We start from the raw sequence: 15,208 nt of genomic DNA, 5'->3' as shown, positions 1-15,208 counted from the left end.
GATTCGAGCCACGGCGGAAGACCCGATGGGGCGGGCGTAATCGTTCAAATCAACGTTTTGTAAAGTAGCGATACTGAGATATGCGCATTAATCGATGTATCTCGATCGGCTCGAACCGGGCAGGTCTCGTTCTCGGCGGTTCATATTGCCGGGATGCATTCCGGCAGACTGCACGCCATGAAGTACAGCGCCGGAGTTCTGCTGTTTCGTCGTGAGCCGGAGGTACAAGTGTTGCTGGGGCATATGGGCGGGCCGTTGTGGGCGCGTAAGGATTCGGGGGCGTGGTCGATTCCCAAGGGTGAGTACGAGCCCGCGACCGAGGAGGCCCGTGCCGCCGCCGGCCGCGAATTCGATGAGGAGTTGGGAGTGCCGGTGCCCGACGGGGAGTGGATCGCGCTGGGTGACGTGCGGTACGGCAGCGGGCGGAGCAAGAAGCAGGTTACGGTGTGGGCGGTCGAGGGCGAGCTCGATCCGGCCCGGGTGGTGCCGGGGACATTCGAGATGGAATGGCCGCCGCGGTCGGGCGAGTACCGCGCTTTCCCCGAGATCGATCGGGTCGAATGGTTCGATCTGACCACCGCGCACGACAAGCTGACCACCGGCCAGCGGCCGTTGCTGACCCGGCTCGCCGAGCGACTTCGCTGACAATTGCCCACTCGGCCGGTGAGAAGACGGGACGACCCCCGCGTTGGATTTCCGAGGGCCGTCCCGGGGGGGTCAGCGGGTGGCGATGATCGCCGAGCCGTGACCGAAAAGACCTTGATTCACCGCGATACCCGCGCGGGCGTCGTCCACCTGGCGCCCGTCGGCCTCACCGCGTAACTGCCAGGTGAGTTCGCAGATCTGCGCGATTGCCTGGGCCGGTATCGCCTCACCGAAACAGGCCAGCCCACCGCTGGGGTTCACCGGTATCCGGCCGCCCAATGTCGTTGCGCCACTGCGTAGTAGTTCCTCGGCGCCGCCCGTCTCGCAGATCCCGATATCCTCGTACCAGTCCAGCTCCAGTGCGGTGGAGAGGTCGTACACTTCCGCCAGCGATAAATCGGCGGGCCCGAGCCCAGCCTCTTCGTACGCGGCATGCGCGACGGCGGCGCGGAACCCGCGTGGCGGCGGCTCGACCGCGACAGCGGAATCGGTCGCGAAATCCGGCAGGTCTATCTCGGTTTTCGGGAACGTGGGCGTGACCGTCGACAACGCCCGGATGCGGACCGGATCCGTCAGGCCGTGGCGACGCGCGTACTCCATCGAGGTCAGCACGAGCGCGGCACCGCCGTCACTGGTGGCGCAGATATCCAGCAGCCGCAGCGGGTCCGATACGATCGCCGACGCGGCGACCTCTTCGGCCGAAACCTCCTTGCGGTAGCGGGCATACGGGTTGTTCAGGCCGTGCCGGGCGTTCTTCACCTTGACCGCGGCGAAATCGTCGAGCGTGGCACCGTGCAGTGCCATCCGCCGGCGGGCATACAGCGCGAAATAGATCGGGTTCGTCGCGCCGAGCAGGTGGAATCGCAACCAGTCGGGGTCGTCGCGGCGTTCACCGCCGACCGGCTGGAAGAATCCCTTCGGAGCGGCATCCGCCCCGACCACCAGCGCCACATCGCACAACCCGGCCAGAATCTGGGCTCGCGCATTGGCGATGGCCTGGGCGCCGGAGGCGCAGGCGGCGTAACTGCTCGAGATCCGTGCACCCGACCAGCCCAGCGCCTGGGCGAAGGTCGCGCCCGAGACGAATCCGGGGTATCCGTTGCGGATGGTGTCCGCACCGGCGATATAACCGACGTCGCGATGGTCCACCCCGGCGTCTGCCAGTGCCGCGCGCGCCGCGACCAGTCCGTATTCGACGAAGTTCCGCCCCCATTTTCCCCACTGGTGCATACCCGCACCGAGGACGGCGATATCACGATTATTCTCGGCCATCGACCGGCCTCCACATCCACACCGTGTGCTCCGCTTCTTCGTCCTCGTACAGCACGCCGAGAGTCAGTTCGACCGGCATACCGACGGCCAGGTCGTCTACCGTGAGGCCGCGTACCACCTGCCCGAGAATCACCATCTGCTCGACGTCGAGCTCCACCGCCGCCACCACATACGGTTCGAACGGATCGGGCGAGACATAGGGCGCGGGTGGTTTGTACCGGGCGTCCGCGTACGACCAGATCCGGCCACGTGTCGAGAACAGGTATTCGACCAGCTCGGAGCCGTCCTTCGTACCTGCGCACTGCGGGTTCCGGCAGGCCAGTGTGTTCCGCGGGAAGTACGGCGTGCCGCAGGCAGTACAGCGACTGCCCTTCAGGCGCACCGTGCCGTCGTCCGCGGTGAACCAGTCGGCCACGGCGGGGCGTTGTTCCTTCTGCACCTACCCGACGTTATAGGAACACGTTCTATTTTGGGGTGGGAATCCGCTCCCTCGGCGCGCCGGCGGAGGTACCGTGAGACCGAATTGAGGATGGGTCGGCGTCCTCGAGTCGATCTGGAGTACCGCAACGCGATGGGCATTGATCCGCACTTGATTCGCAACGTGACGATCATCGGGGATCCCGACGAGACGATCCGGGTTGTCCACCGCCTGTTCCGCGGTTTCGCCGGGTCCGGCACGGCGGCCACGGTCCCTTGGACGACGGACTGTATCGAGCACACGATCCGGATCACCGAGCTGTCCAGCTGGCACCCCGTCGAGGTGCTGGAACGTTCCATCCGGTTGGCCGATGGGTTGATCACGGTGATGAACGCCGCCGTAGCCAGCACCCCGCGGCTCGAGACGATACTTCGAGTCGCCGACGACCATCAGGTCGCACGGTTGTGCCTGGTGACCGCGCTCGACCATCCCGCCGCCGACTTCGACCGCTGCCTCCGCACGATCGCGGACACGCACGGTGCGGTGCCGTTGACGATGCAGATCCCCGACGGCATCGGCACCGAATTCGCCGGTGTTCTCGATCTGGTCCCGACGGGGGCCCTCGAAGCTCCGGGGGTGACGTGCGGCGGCAGCCATCGAAAAGTGGCCGCCGCAAAGTATCGCGATCTGGTGGATACCGTGCTGGACGCCGCGGATCGCGACTGTCTCCGCGGCCCGCGGGCGATCGCACCCGAACAGTTGCACGACCGCGTCCGCTACCTCACCCGCATCGGCGATGCGGCACCCGTCCTCTGCGATTCGGCCCCGTGGCCTCGCATCGCCCCGCTGCTGGACGCCGTCGTCCGTTATCTACCCTCTCCGATGCACGTCTGCCAGCCGGAGCACGCCCTCGATTATTGACCCGGCGCAGCCCCCGGTGGAGGCGGCCCGGGAGCGTGCCAACGGCGCACGGCCATCATTCCACTGACACGAGATCGGCCGCGGCTGCATACTGATGCCGACATCGATATTGATGTTTTACGTGTTGCCGCGCCCGGCCCGGAGTGGCGAAACCGCAGCTCCCGACCGGTGTTCCAGGGCAACTTGGTGGGAAGGCGATCCATGAACAGCCCAGCGATGAGTTATGCGAGACGACTGGCCGAGCTGGCCCGGATCCATTCGAACGACCTCGCCGTCCGCTTCGTCGGGCTCGACGGAACAGAGTCCACGTTCACCTGGCGGGAGCTGAACGACCGCTCGGCCCAGCTGGCCGCCGCGCTGGCGGCGCGGGGTCTGGCAGTGGGGGACAGGCTCGGCCTGGGTCTGCGCAACACCCCGGAATTCGTGCTCGGCGCGCTCGGCGCGTGGAAGCTCGGGGCGGTGCCTGTGCCGGTCCGCTGGGATCTGCCGGACTGGGAGCTGGACCGGTTGCGGGAAGTAGTCGACGCCAAGGTGCACCTCGACGAATCGGATATCCCGTGGATCCGGGCAACCGCCGAATCCGCCGTGCCCGATCTTCCGGATGCGGTCGCCCCGCAGCGCTTCGGGATCTGCAGCAGCGGCTCCACGGGTACGCCGAAAGTGATCCTGCCGGGCGAACCGGGGACCTACGAGGATTGGCGGGCGACCCCGTTCGCCGAAACCTGGCAGCCGATTCCGCGACCCGAGACGATCATGGTGCTCGCGCCGCTCTATCACACGAACGGTTTCTCGACGCTGATGAACCTGCTGGGTGGTGACCGGCTCGTCATCCTGGAGAAGTTCGACGCGGCGCGGGTGCTGGACGTGATCGAACAACATCGCGTATCGACGTTCACCGCGACACCGACCATGCTGAAGCGTATCGCCGATGTTCCGGATATCGAGCGGCGCGACTTGTCCAGTGTGCAATGGTTTCTCCAGGGTGCGGCTCCCATGCCGCCGTCGCTGATGCGCCGCTGGGTCGAGTTGATCGGTCCGGAGCGAATCTTCATGGCGTACGGCATGACCGAGGGTTTCGGGCTCACCGCATTGCGCGGAGACGAGTGGCTGACCCACGAGGGGAGCGTCGGGCGCGGGTTCCGGGGCACCGAACTGCGCATCCTGGACGAGGACGGTGCGGAACTTCCCGCGGGAGAAATCGGCAACGTATATCTCAGGTCGTCCACGTGGGGTTCGTATACCTACCTCGGTGACGCGCCGCGCGCGGCCGCGACCGCCGACGGTTTCTCCAGCGCCGGCGATATGGGCTACCTCGACGACGAGGGGTACCTGTATTTGAAGGACCGGGCGGTGGATCTGATCATCTCCGGTGGCGCGAATGTGTTTCCGGCCGAGGTGGAGGCGGCGCTCATCGATCATCCCGCGATCGCCGACGTCGTGGTGATCGGACTGCGCGACCCGGAGTGGGGACGCCGGGTGCATGTCGTGCTCGAACCCGCCGACCCGACCGACCCGCCCACCTCCGACGACATCATCGCCTACGCCAAAGGGCGCCTGGCCGCGTACAAGGTCCCCAAAACGGTCGAGGTCGTCGAGGCCATACCGCGCACTGCCGCGACGAAGGTGAACCGCAAGGCCATGGTGGAGGCACGCGGCGGCTGACCGAGGCGGACCGGCCGGCTGACACCCGGCCGGTCAGACGCCCACCGTGGCGAAGGAGTCGTGGTCCGCGGCGGCGGTGCCGAGGCGATGCTGGAGCATGGTGGTGATGGCGGGATCGACCTTCAGGGTGATACTCCAGAGGAAGAAGCCGTGGACTATTCCCCGGCGCAGTCCCAGCCACGCCTCGTCCCAGGTGGGGGCGTCGACACCGCCGGCGCGAAGCCGCTCCAGATAGTGCCGCAGCAGGTCCTTTTCGGCGGAGCGCCGGTCCTCGACGGTGAGCGTGGAGGCGATGTGGTAGCCGACATCGATGTACCAGGGCCCGCGTTGTACCAACTGCCAGTCCAGGAACGCGGGCCGGCCGGCGCCGTCGAGGTACAGGTTGCCGACGTGGGTGTCGCCGTGGATGACCGACCACGGCTGCGCGGTCCGGGCTTGCGCCGCCAGTGCCCGGTGGGCCGCGACGAGCCGATCCGCGTCGCGTACCTCTTCCGGTACCCCCCGGCCGATCTCGCTCTCGAAATTGCCGCGGATCTCCTTGACCCCCCTCGAGGACGAATAGGATTCGAGCCGGGAGGTCAGCCAGTCGGCGGCGCCGAGGCCGGGGTCTGCCCAGGTCGCGGCATGCAGGATGGCGAGTTCGGCCAGACTGTCGGCCACCTGGTCCGGTGTGTAGTCGCTGGTGGCGTCGAGGAATCGCGCGCCCTGGGCGACCACGTCCTCGGTGATCACCACGCCGTGCTGGTCGTTCTCGTCGACATCCGCGTAGACGGTGTGCAGGGTGCGGATTCCGGTGGCGGCCGCGAGGTGCCGGTAGAAGAACACCTCGAATACACCGGCCTGCCGTGCGGACCAGCCGGCGTCCGAGAAATAGCCCTTGCCGCAGAGGTCGGGGGAGAGACCGGGCGGCAGCCCGTCATCGCTCTCGATGTGGAAGCGGGCGTTGGTCGACACCCGGCTCACCACCGGGCCGGGTGTCACCCGGGTGATCCGGACGCCGGGATAGCGTGCGCTGAGCGCTCGGGTGAGCCATTCCGGTGAGAGAAGGTCGGTCATGGTGCGGGGGACCGCGGGGTGGAATTGATTCGATGAAGCCACGATGCCTCTTCTCCGGAATGTGCGAATGCGATACGGACACAGTCGATCCGCGGAATGGGGATGTGGCGGCTCGAGCGGTATCCGCCGAGTCGGCGCAGTGCGCGGATCACGGGTGTCCGGAGTGAACAGTGCGTCCAACTGCTCCGGGATGGAGTGTAAGCGAATATCAATATCGACATCGAGGTTATGCTTGGATTCGATGGACGCAGCGTGGTGCGCCGGGACGAACCCGGTTGTGTCCGTGCAGCGGTGCGGGAATCACGGCGTCGAGGAGAGGGGGCCGGGCCTCAGCCCGTGGTGTCGCCGCCCGCGAATTTGGCGGCGCGGCGGGCCGCGTCGACTACCTGCCGGCCGATGGCCTCGACCTCCCCGGCAGTGAGCTCGTGCTGCGGGCCCATCAGCATGAGCGACGCAGCGACCTGGCCACTCGGGTCGAAGACCGGAGCCGAGACGTGTGTCAACCGGATGGGGGCCGAATCATCGAGTTCCACGGCCAGATACTCGGAGTGTTGTAACCGGCCGGCCAGCTCCTCCTGGTGGCGACGGGCCTGTTCGGGAGCCGCGGGGTCGAGTGCCGTCTCGAAAGCCGAGTCGATATCGGCGGCCCGGTGGCGTTCCGGCGCAATCGAGATGCTGTAACCACGGCGGCGGATGGCGGCCAGTGCGTTGTTCCAGCGATCCGGTGCGTCATCTGCCGGGACGCCATCGGCAGACGCCAGCCAAGCGGCGGCCCGGGTGCTGTCCCAGGCGACGAACACGGCACCGAACGGAGCATGTAGCGGCACGGATTGGCCCGTACGCGGGCGCAGGCCGAGGGGTGGGCCCCAATCGCAAACCGACATCACCCGGGTGTCGTTGCCCACCGGCGCGGATACGGCCACGCAGGCGTCGAGTGCCCGTGCCAGATTCTCCGCCTCTGTGCCGGCGGCATTCAAGAGCGGATTGGCCGCGCGGGCCGCATCGCCCAGCGCGATGCAGAAGCCCCCGAGTTCGTATCGGAGCTCCGGTCCGCGGCGGACGACCAGTCCGAGTTCTGCCAGGGCTTGGAGTGCGGAGTCGCAGGTCGCGCGGGGTATATCGGTAGCGCGCGCGAGCTCGGCGATGGAGTACGAAGCCGCCGGCTGTCTGGCCATGTGCTGCAGGAGCCGGCCGGCGCGGACCACTGCGGGAGACGGCTTGATCGGCATCGCGCCCCCTCGTTTCGGCAGTTTCCGTGACCCGGACAGTCCAAGGGTAGCCGGTGGGGCGGATCGGATCGGTGCGGACCGAATCATACCGGTGCCGGGCGGTTTCGGCGGCTGCGCGGGGGGCTGCGGGCAGAGAACGCTGGTGGGGGATCGAATTCGGCAGCGACTCCGCGGCGATACGAATGGGCGCACCGGCGGGTCTGTCGAATGTGCGGTGCCGAGCGCGGTTCGTGGCCCTCGGCGCGGCACGCCGGGTGCGGCGCAGGTGATATCGGCATTTCGCCACATCGGCGCCCGCCGCTCAGTAATCTGAAGGCTCGACGCAATATCGACGTCGATATCGACATCGCTGGTTCGAAATTCGACCCTGCAACGTCCCCCGGTCGCGGCCGGGGTGCGCCGGGCGGGCGGCCTGGGCCGATGTCCGAAACCTCAGCATTACCCCGGGAGGGCCAATGACGGTCGAACCCCCCTACATCAAAGCATCCGGCTCACACCGGGGACCACTACTTCTCATCGCGTTGATCGCGATCGAAATCTTCGCTGTCACCGAGACCGCGATGGCATTCGCGGCCGTGCCGACCTTCATGCGAGTCTTCGAGGCCGACGCCGCCGCTGTGGGGTGGACGACCAGCGCCTATCTGCTGGTGGGCGCCGGCTCCGCCGCCACGTCCGGCCGGCTCGGCGATATCTTCGGGCGGCAGAAGGTCCTGACGTTCGTGCTGGCGGCGGCGGTGGTCGGTTCGCTGGTCAGCGCGCTCGCCGTCGATTTGTGGATGGTGGTGGTGGGCCGGGGATTACAGGGTTTGTCCGCCGGTGCCATCGCGATCTCCTTCGGCCTGATCCGGGAACTGCTACCCGCACGGCAGGTGCCACTGGCAATAGCCCTGCTCGGCGGCATAGTGCCGATTTCCAGCGGTATCGGGGCATTGTCCGCGGGTTTCCTGATCGATCAGAGCGGCTGGCGCCTGATGTTCGGTGTGGCCGTTGTCCTGGGCATCGTGGCGGCGCTGCTCTCGCTGTTCTGCGTACCGCGGACACCCGGCATCACGCCGCGCCCGCCTGTCGACGTCGTCGGCGCTGTCCTGCTGGTCCCGGCGACCGCCGGGGTCCTGTACGGCGTCACCAAGGGGAAAGATTGGGGCTGGACGGATCCTGGGGTATTGACACCGATCGCGCTCGGCCTCGTGGCACTCGCCGCCTGGATCTACTGGGAGCGAAGGGTTTCCGAACCGATTGTCGATATGCGCCAGTTCGGCGACCGTAAGGTGTCGCTGACAACAGTGGCGACGATCGTCGTCGGCATGGGCCCGATGGGTGCGCTGACTCTGCTGAGTCCGATGGTTCTGCAGTTGCCTGAGGAAGGATCGATCGGTCACGGCCTGTCGCCCACCGCTGCCGGTGGGGTCCAGCTCGGTCTCTGCGTTGTGTGCTATGCCGGAGCGTGGGCGAGTGGGCGGATCGCCCAGTCGGCCGGTGCGCGCTGGTCACTGGTGGTGGCGTGCGTGTTGTACATCAGCGGGGCCGGGCTGTGGTTCTTCGTGACCGACAGCCTGCTGGGGGTCATCGTCTGTCTGGGCGTGACACTCATGGGGCAGAACGTCAGCTACCCGGCGCTGGCGAATCTCATCGTCGAAGCGGTGCCGGCCGAGCAAACCGGTGCCGCATCCGGGATGAACCGGGTGACCCTGAATGTCGGGGTGGCCGCGGGAACCTCGGTGACCTCGGTGATCCTGGCCGCCTTCACCGCCTCCGGGACACATCTGCCGACGGAATCCGCACTGAACGCGGGCCTCGGGTTCGTCATCATCGCATCGCTGGTGGCCATGGCACTGGCGCTGTTGATCGGCGGTCGCCGCCGACAGGCTGCTCCGGGAACACCGGCAGTCACCGTACGCGGGGCCGAGGAAGCTGTGGCCTGACGCGCATAGGCGCTCCGCGCCGGCGGCGGGACGATCCGAGAAGCGGCTCCTCCCCCCGGCTCTTCGATGTATCGGCGGTCTTGCGCCGATGGGGCAATGTCCGTGCCCCACCTCCAGTTCGACCGAGATGAGGTTCATATGACCAATCACGTTCCCTCCGCCGCCGAGTCCGCGTCGGCGAGACCCCACCGGCTCAGGAATCTGACCGGCCTCGGGTGTGCGGCGATCACAGTAATCGGACTGTTGTCGGCGGGTGCCGCACAGGCGGATACCTTCGTGCCGCTCCCCGACGGCCGGGAGACGGGGCCCGGGGTAACGCTCACCCGGGTCGGGGAGCATGCGACTGTTTCGCCGTCGATGGCAGCCAATGGAGTCGGCCGCGTGGCGTGGGTGACCGGCACCGTCGCGGCAGAGGTCACCGATGCGCCCAGGGTCGAGAGGCCGGGCCCGTATTCGTCACCCGGAAACGGGAACGGCACCAACAACTCCTCCACCCACGGTGCATCGCAGGTCAACGCGGGCTACATCATCGGATGCCAGGTCAGTGTCGGTGACAAGGCGATTACGGCCGGGATGTCGGCCAATGTCGGTACCACGAGCGCGGGAGTCAGCGGTTCGGTGGGAGTCCAGCTCGGCCCCGGAGAGGTGAAGCTGGTCCAGGTCGGGTTCAAGGACATCCTGGAACCGGGAAGGTATGCGGTCGGCTACCGGGACTTCGGGATCGACCTTCAGGGCTGCGGTGGCTACGCCCAGGCGCGTTCGTATGCCGTCGTCGAAATCATCGGCAACAACTACTCCAAAACCGTTCTCTACGGAGCTCCCTTCAGCATCGGCTGACGGAAAAGTCCTGTCCTACAACTCGATCCGTCGGCGCACAGCCGACTGTGACCTCTCATGAAAGTACCGATGACGATGCTCCATTTCACCGCGATCGCGCGCACGGCAATACTCGCTGCGGCTGCCACCACCGCGCTCGGTCTCCTGTCGATCGGCGCGGCCCGTGCCGATACCTTCGTACCGTTGCCCGGCGGCACCCTCAGCGAAGCGCTGGTGGACGGTACAACTGTCACCCTGTCCCTGAACGCCGAATCGGCTCTGATCAACCCCTCGATGGGAGCAACCCCGCTCCATCGCAACGTATGGGTGTCGGGTACCGCGCGGGCGGATCTGGCCGGGGCCAATGCGGCCGGCGCCCGCAGTAAACTCCGTCCGGGCTATGTCGTGGGCTGCCAGGTCAATATCAGTGGCGGCAATGTCACCGGCGGCGCGGGGGTCACGCAGCCCTACGCAAGCGAGAACCTGCAGGGCAGCACCTCTCTGGGTGGTGCGCTGAGCCTGGGGCCGGGCCAGGCCCAGGCGGTGTATCTGCTGGACACCGAGGGCCCCGACGCCTTCGGTGACAGTGTCCACAAACCGTTCAACATGTTCACCGGCCCGCAGGGCAGCGTCACCTGGCGGAACAGCACCATCGGGCTGAACGGCTGCGCGGGCTACGCCCAGGCGCGCGCATTTGTCCGAATCGAAGTCGAAACCCGGCAGGTCAAACAGGATGTCACCCTCTGGGGTCAGCCCTTCAGCCTCGGGTAGCCAGGTTTCTGTGGGCGGGGCGGCGGGCGCCCGTATGAGCGCCCCCCGCTCCGCCTTCCTGAGCGGAAGTGGCCGGTCCCGCGCGGTACGCGCGGACTTACCGCTCAGGTAGGCGAGAGGAATTCGCCCGCGAAGTGGCGAAGGCCGTCGATGGCCTCGCGGGATCGGGTCCAGGGGGCCACGATCATCCGTGTCACTCCGGCACGTGCGTATGGTTCGGCGTCCTCGATGCGTGCGAGCTGCGCGCCACCCGGAATCGTCACCTCGATCGGAGTTGTCCGTCCGTAGCGTGTCGCCAGTTCGCTCAGGCGCGCCACGGAGCGGGGGAGTTCGGCGAGCGTGTGATTCATCGGCATCCAGCCGGTGCCGACTGCGGCTGCTCGGCGCAATGCCGCGGCGCCGTCGCCGCCGATGTGGAGCGCGGGGCCGGGGTGCTGCACCGGTTTGGGTTCGAACGCGACCGGGCCGAAGTCGAAGAATGTGCCGTGATGTTCGACGACGTCCTCATTCCACAGACGCCGGCAGATCTCGACGGCCTCGTCCACACGGGCGCCTCGGCTGTCGAAATCCAGGTCCACCGCATCCCATTCGGCGCGCAGCCAGCTCGCGCCGATGCCTAAGAGCAGGCGTCCGCCGGAGAGCACGTCGACGGTGGTGGCCGCGCGTGCCGTCACGAACGGATGCCGCAGCCCGATGTTGTAGACACAGGTGCCGAGCTTGATCCGCGACGTGCGCGCCGCCAGATGACACAGCACACCGAGCGCATCGAAGATCGGGACGTCCGACGGTATCGGCGGGTGGTCCGAACCCTCGTGCGGGCTCCCGGCCGCATCGATCGGCACGACCAGATGTTCCGGGATCCAGACAGATTCGAACCCCAGGCGATCCGCCTCTTCCGCCACGTCGGGCCAGAGACGCGGAGCGACTGCTCCCAGATGCACGCCGTACTCCATCCCGGCCTCCCGACCTCAGGTGACTCGCACCCACGGATACCGAAGTCGATGTCGAAGTTACCATTTCGCCGGTTCCTGCGTCGTCTCCTTCACGAGAGCGCGGGGGATCGATTACCTTGCGGTAACTCTTGTGCCTCAGATCACAGAGAACTATCATTTAGTCCATTGATGCTGAAATACAAGCATCTGGTAATGCTCGCTCACCCCTCTGTCCCGCACTCTCCCGCGGGCCCTCCGAACCGCAGGCATGCACGTCTCACCCGAGATGCGCCGAGCGCCCGGCGCGGTCGGATCGGTGCCCATCTCCCCGGCGAAACCTTCAGCGACTCCGCCGGAGTCGCGGACAGGGGTCGTCGCGGAATACATCGGGAGAGGTCCGAGGCGGTCGAATGAGTGCCGTGTCTTCCCGGGAGGCAACGTTGTCAGCTTCCGTCGAGCCGCGCGGAACCGATCGGTTTCCCCGGCGTAGCGCCTCTTCCCATGGGCTGGGCGCGGAGAGCACGCCGGATCGGCCGGGGCGCAACACCTCGAATCGAACAGGACGAACGGCGGCACGGAGGTGCCCGGCGTGAGCGACGGTGCGTTCAGTGGTTTCCGGGTAGTCGAATTGGCGCAGTGGGTTTTTGTTCCGGTCGCCGGTGCGCTGCTGGCCGACTGGGGAGCGGACGTCGTGCGGGTCGAACGGATCGAGGGTGATCCCTACCGCGGGCTCGCCACCCAGGGCATCGGCACCGACAGCGGTGGGGTCAATCTTTCGATGGCGCTCGCGAATCGGGGTAAGCGATCGGTCGCGCTCGATCTGGGGGCAGCCGAGGGCCGGGCTGTCCTCGACGAACTGCTGGAGACGGCCGACGTATTCCTCACCAATTTCCGGCCGGGAGCATTGAAACGTCTCGGCCTGGACGGGGAAACACTCACCGAGCGGCACCCGGAGCTCGTCTACGCCCGTGGCCACGGATACGGCGTCCGGGGGCCCGATGCCGACCTGCCCGGCTACGATTCGTCCGCGTTCTGGGCGCGGGGCGGGATGGGCCATGTCCTGACGCCACCGGATCGGGCCGACCCCATCGGTCAGCGTGGCGCGATGGGGGATCGCAACGGTGCGATGGCGCTGGCCTTCGGTATCGCCTCGGCGCTGTTGCGACGACAGCGCACCGGACAGGGTGCGGTGGTGGATGTCTCGCTGCTCGCGACCGCGATGTGGACGCTGTCGTCGGACCTGTTGTCCGCGTTGCAGGGAAGCCGGCCACGGGCGATGTCCGGAAAGGAACAACTGCCGAACCCTCTGGTCGGTACCTACCGGACGAAGGACGCGCGGCATATTCAGCTGGTCTTCCTCCAGGCCGACCGGTACTGGGCCGACTTCTGCCGGCTCGTCGGCCGGGAAGAGCTAGTAGACGATCCACGATTCGCGGATCTCGCCGCGCGACGGGAGAACCGGCAGGCCTGCATCGCCGAGCTCGACGCCGAATTCGGCAAGCGCACCTTCGCGGAATGGAAGGAACTTCTCGCCGGTATCGACGCGCCCTGGGCGCCCGTGCAGGCCGTGGAGGAACTCCTGGAGGATCCGCAGGTACTGGCCAACGGCTATCTCGGTGAAGTGGTCGCCGACGGTGTGGAATACCGCCTGCCGGCGGTGCCGGTGCAGTTCGACGAACACGGACCGGAGTTGGCCCGGGCGCCCGAGCACGGTGAGCACACCGAAACTGTGCTGCTGGAACTGGGTCACAGCTGGGAAGAGATCGGTGCACTCCGAGATTCCGGGGTCATTCCATGACACGACTCCGAGGTCATTCCATGACGCGGACGCCGGCGGTTTCCGCGGCGGACCCGGCGGATCGACGACCCGTTCCGGTTCCGGATGAACGTTGCGCACCCTTCCGGACGGCAGCGGCGCGGCACGTGCTCACCCTCGCCCGGTGCGGCCGGTGCGGCCGGTGCGCGATGTTCACAGTTGCCCCGGGCCGGACCTGCCCGCATTACCGCGGCGCTGTGGTCTACAGCGCCGAAACCGTTCCGACCCTGCCAGTTCTACGAAGGGACCCATCATGACGAGCATTCCGCACTGGTGCTCCTATGTGGCCGGGAAATGGCTGGACGGCGGCGACACGTTCACTGTCGAGAATCCGGCCGACGAATCGGTCGTGGCGGAGGTCGCCGCCGCGTCGGTGGGCGATTTCGGGCAGGCGATCGAGGAGGCGCGCCGCAGTTTCGACAGCGGCGTATGGGCGGACCTGCCGGCCCGCGAACGGGCCCGGAAACTGCACGCCTTCCTCGACCACCTCGAGGCCGTCCGCACCGCACTGGTGGATCTGATCGTCGCCGAATCGGGACAGCCGGTGTTCTTCGCGGAGGGGACCCAGTTCCGGACCTCCCTGACGATGGCCCGGGAGACGATCGAGCTCTACCTGTCGATGACACACGAGGAAGCCAATCCGGTGCCGGTCGCCGAGTTGATCCGGGGCGGAACGATATTGAGCATCCGCCGGTACGAGCCGGTGGGGGTGGTCGCCGCGATAACGCCCTATAACGCGGCGCTCATCATGGGCCTGCAGAAACTGATCCCGGCACTGATGGCGGGCGCTTCGGTCGTTGTGCGGCCGAGCCCGCTGACACCGATCTCGTCGCTGATGTTCGGTGCCGCGGCGGAGGTCGCCGACATACCGGCAGGGGTGTTGAGCGTGGTGGTGGAGCCGGGGGCAGCCGGTGCGGAACTGCTCACCACCCATCCGGCCGTGGATATGGTGTCGTTCACCGGTTCCACCTCGGTCGGGCGGATGATCCTGGCACAGGCCGCGCCGACGGTGAAACGGGTTGCCTTGGAGCTCGGGGGTAAATCGGCCCAGATCTACCTGCCCGACGCGGTGGAGCGCGCCGCCCGGGGCGCGGCCGCCGTGGTGGCCGCCACGGCCGGGCAAGCGTGTGTCGCGGCCACCCGCATGCTGGTGCCGCAGGATCGCAAGGACGAGGTCGTCGAGGCAGTCGCACAGGCCTACGCGGGTATCACGGTGGGACCGCCCAGCGATCGCACCGCCCTGATGGGGCCGGTGATCAGTGCCGCCCAGCGGGAACGGTGCGAACGGTATGTGGCACTGGCGTGCGGCGCAGGCGCCCGGGTGGCTTCCGGAGGTGGCCGGCCCGCGGGGCTCGACCGTGGCTACTACTTCGAGCCGACTGTGCTGGACCTGCCGGACAACGACAACCCGGCGGCCCGGGAGGAGATCTTCGGCCCGGTACTCGGAGTGATCGGTTACCGGGACGTCGACGACGCGGTGCGCATCGCCAACGACAGCGATTACGGACTCTCCGGCCAGGTGTACGGCGCCGATGTGGCTGCCGCCACGGCGGTGGCGCGCCGGCTGCGGACCGGCGCGGTGAGCGTCAATGCCGGGCTGTACAGCGCGTACGCGCCGAGCGGCGGATACAAGCACAGCGGTCTGGGCCGGGAGCGCGGAACCGACGGGATCCGCGCGTTCCAGGAACTCAAACATATGTCCGTCGCAGATCTGCGCTGAGCCCGGCCCGGCCGGATGAAGAACCACG

At 67.3% G+C, this 15,208-nt stretch carries 13 protein-coding genes; 8 read left to right on the top strand and 5 right to left on the bottom strand.

Annotated features, from left to right (window positions below; all coding sequences use genetic code 11):
• The first annotated feature begins 153 nt into the window (after positions 1-153).
• A complete protein-coding gene (locus ABZ827_RS07625) occupies positions 154-645 on the top strand; it encodes an NUDIX domain-containing protein (RefSeq protein ID WP_357233842.1) in 492 nt (163 codons plus the stop codon).
• Positions 646-717: 72 nt separating this feature from the next.
• Here ABZ827_RS07625 and ABZ827_RS07620 read toward each other — a convergent pair whose 3' ends face one another.
• Entirely contained in the window at positions 718-1,917 is a 1,200-nt protein-coding gene (locus tag ABZ827_RS07620) for a lipid-transfer protein (protein ID WP_357233840.1), read from the bottom strand.
• The gene (locus ABZ827_RS07615; RefSeq protein ID WP_357234591.1) at positions 1,904-2,332 is read right to left on the bottom strand and encodes an OB-fold domain-containing protein; all 429 of its coding nucleotides are present in this window, start codon (positions 2,330-2,332) and stop codon (positions 1,904-1,906) included. The genes ABZ827_RS07620 and ABZ827_RS07615 overlap by 14 nt, the downstream gene beginning before the upstream one ends.
• 156 nt (positions 2,333-2,488) lie before the next feature.
• Here ABZ827_RS07615 and ABZ827_RS07610 point away from each other — a divergent pair, with 156 nt between their 5' ends.
• Positions 2,489-3,256 carry a hypothetical protein gene (locus ABZ827_RS07610; RefSeq protein WP_357233838.1) on the top strand — a complete coding sequence of 256 codons (768 nt, stop codon included), beginning with the start codon at positions 2,489-2,491 and terminating at the stop codon, positions 3,254-3,256.
• Positions 3,257-3,457: 201 nt separating this feature from the next.
• The gene (locus ABZ827_RS07605) at positions 3,458-4,918 is read left to right on the top strand and encodes an AMP-binding protein (RefSeq protein ID WP_357233836.1); all 1,461 of its coding nucleotides are present in this window, start codon (positions 3,458-3,460) and stop codon (positions 4,916-4,918) included.
• A 33-nt stretch (positions 4,919-4,951) separates the two neighbouring features.
• Here the strand turns inward: ABZ827_RS07605 and ABZ827_RS07600 are convergent, their stop codons facing one another.
• Together ABZ827_RS07600 and ABZ827_RS07595 are read right to left on the bottom strand one after the other, a co-directional pair.
• A complete protein-coding gene (locus ABZ827_RS07600) occupies positions 4,952-6,016 on the bottom strand; it encodes an aminoglycoside phosphotransferase family protein (RefSeq protein ID WP_357233834.1) in 1,065 nt (354 codons plus the stop codon).
• 287 nt (positions 6,017-6,303) lie between these two features.
• Entirely contained in the window at positions 6,304-7,203 is a 900-nt protein-coding gene (locus ABZ827_RS07595) for a helix-turn-helix domain-containing protein (protein WP_357233832.1), read from the bottom strand.
• A 455-nt stretch (positions 7,204-7,658) separates the two neighbouring features.
• Here ABZ827_RS07595 and ABZ827_RS07590 point away from each other — a divergent pair, with 455 nt between their 5' ends.
• The 3 genes from ABZ827_RS07590 to ABZ827_RS07580 all read left to right on the top strand — a co-directional run bounded on the left by ABZ827_RS07590 (position 7,659) and on the right by ABZ827_RS07580 (position 10,712).
• A complete protein-coding gene (locus tag ABZ827_RS07590) occupies positions 7,659-9,125 on the top strand; it encodes an MFS transporter (RefSeq protein WP_357233830.1) in 1,467 nt (488 codons plus the stop codon).
• Between the two features lie 138 nt (positions 9,126-9,263).
• Positions 9,264-9,962 carry an MspA family porin gene (locus ABZ827_RS07585; protein WP_357233828.1) on the top strand — a complete coding sequence of 233 codons (699 nt, stop codon included), beginning with the start codon at positions 9,264-9,266 and terminating at the stop codon, positions 9,960-9,962.
• A 69-nt stretch (positions 9,963-10,031) separates the two neighbouring features.
• Positions 10,032-10,712: an MspA family porin gene (locus tag ABZ827_RS07580; protein WP_357233826.1), complete on the top strand. Its 681-nt coding sequence runs from the start codon at positions 10,032-10,034 to the stop codon at positions 10,710-10,712.
• A 104-nt stretch (positions 10,713-10,816) separates the two neighbouring features.
• On the opposite strand, the gene ABZ827_RS07575 is transcribed toward ABZ827_RS07580, so the two are convergent.
• The gene (locus tag ABZ827_RS07575; protein ID WP_357233824.1) at positions 10,817-11,653 is read right to left on the bottom strand and encodes a TIGR03619 family F420-dependent LLM class oxidoreductase; all 837 of its coding nucleotides are present in this window, start codon (positions 11,651-11,653) and stop codon (positions 10,817-10,819) included.
• A gap of 580 nt (positions 11,654-12,233) precedes the next feature.
• Between ABZ827_RS07575 and ABZ827_RS07570 the strand changes: the two genes are divergently transcribed.
• Both ABZ827_RS07570 and ABZ827_RS07565 read left to right on the top strand, forming a co-directional pair.
• On the top strand, positions 12,234-13,442 hold the full coding sequence (locus tag ABZ827_RS07570) for a CoA transferase (protein ID WP_357233822.1): 1,209 nt from the start codon (positions 12,234-12,236) through the stop codon (positions 13,440-13,442).
• Between the two features lie 271 nt (positions 13,443-13,713).
• Entirely contained in the window at positions 13,714-15,180 is a 1,467-nt protein-coding gene (locus ABZ827_RS07565) for an aldehyde dehydrogenase family protein (protein WP_357233821.1), read from the top strand.
• The last annotated feature ends 28 nt before the right edge of the window (positions 15,181-15,208 follow it).

Origin of the sequence: Nocardia sp. NPDC019395 (assembly GCF_040632335.1) — a bacterium.
GTDB lineage: Bacteria > Actinomycetota > Actinomycetes > Mycobacteriales > Mycobacteriaceae > Nocardia.
This window is presented reverse-complemented; position numbering and strand designations above follow the sequence as displayed.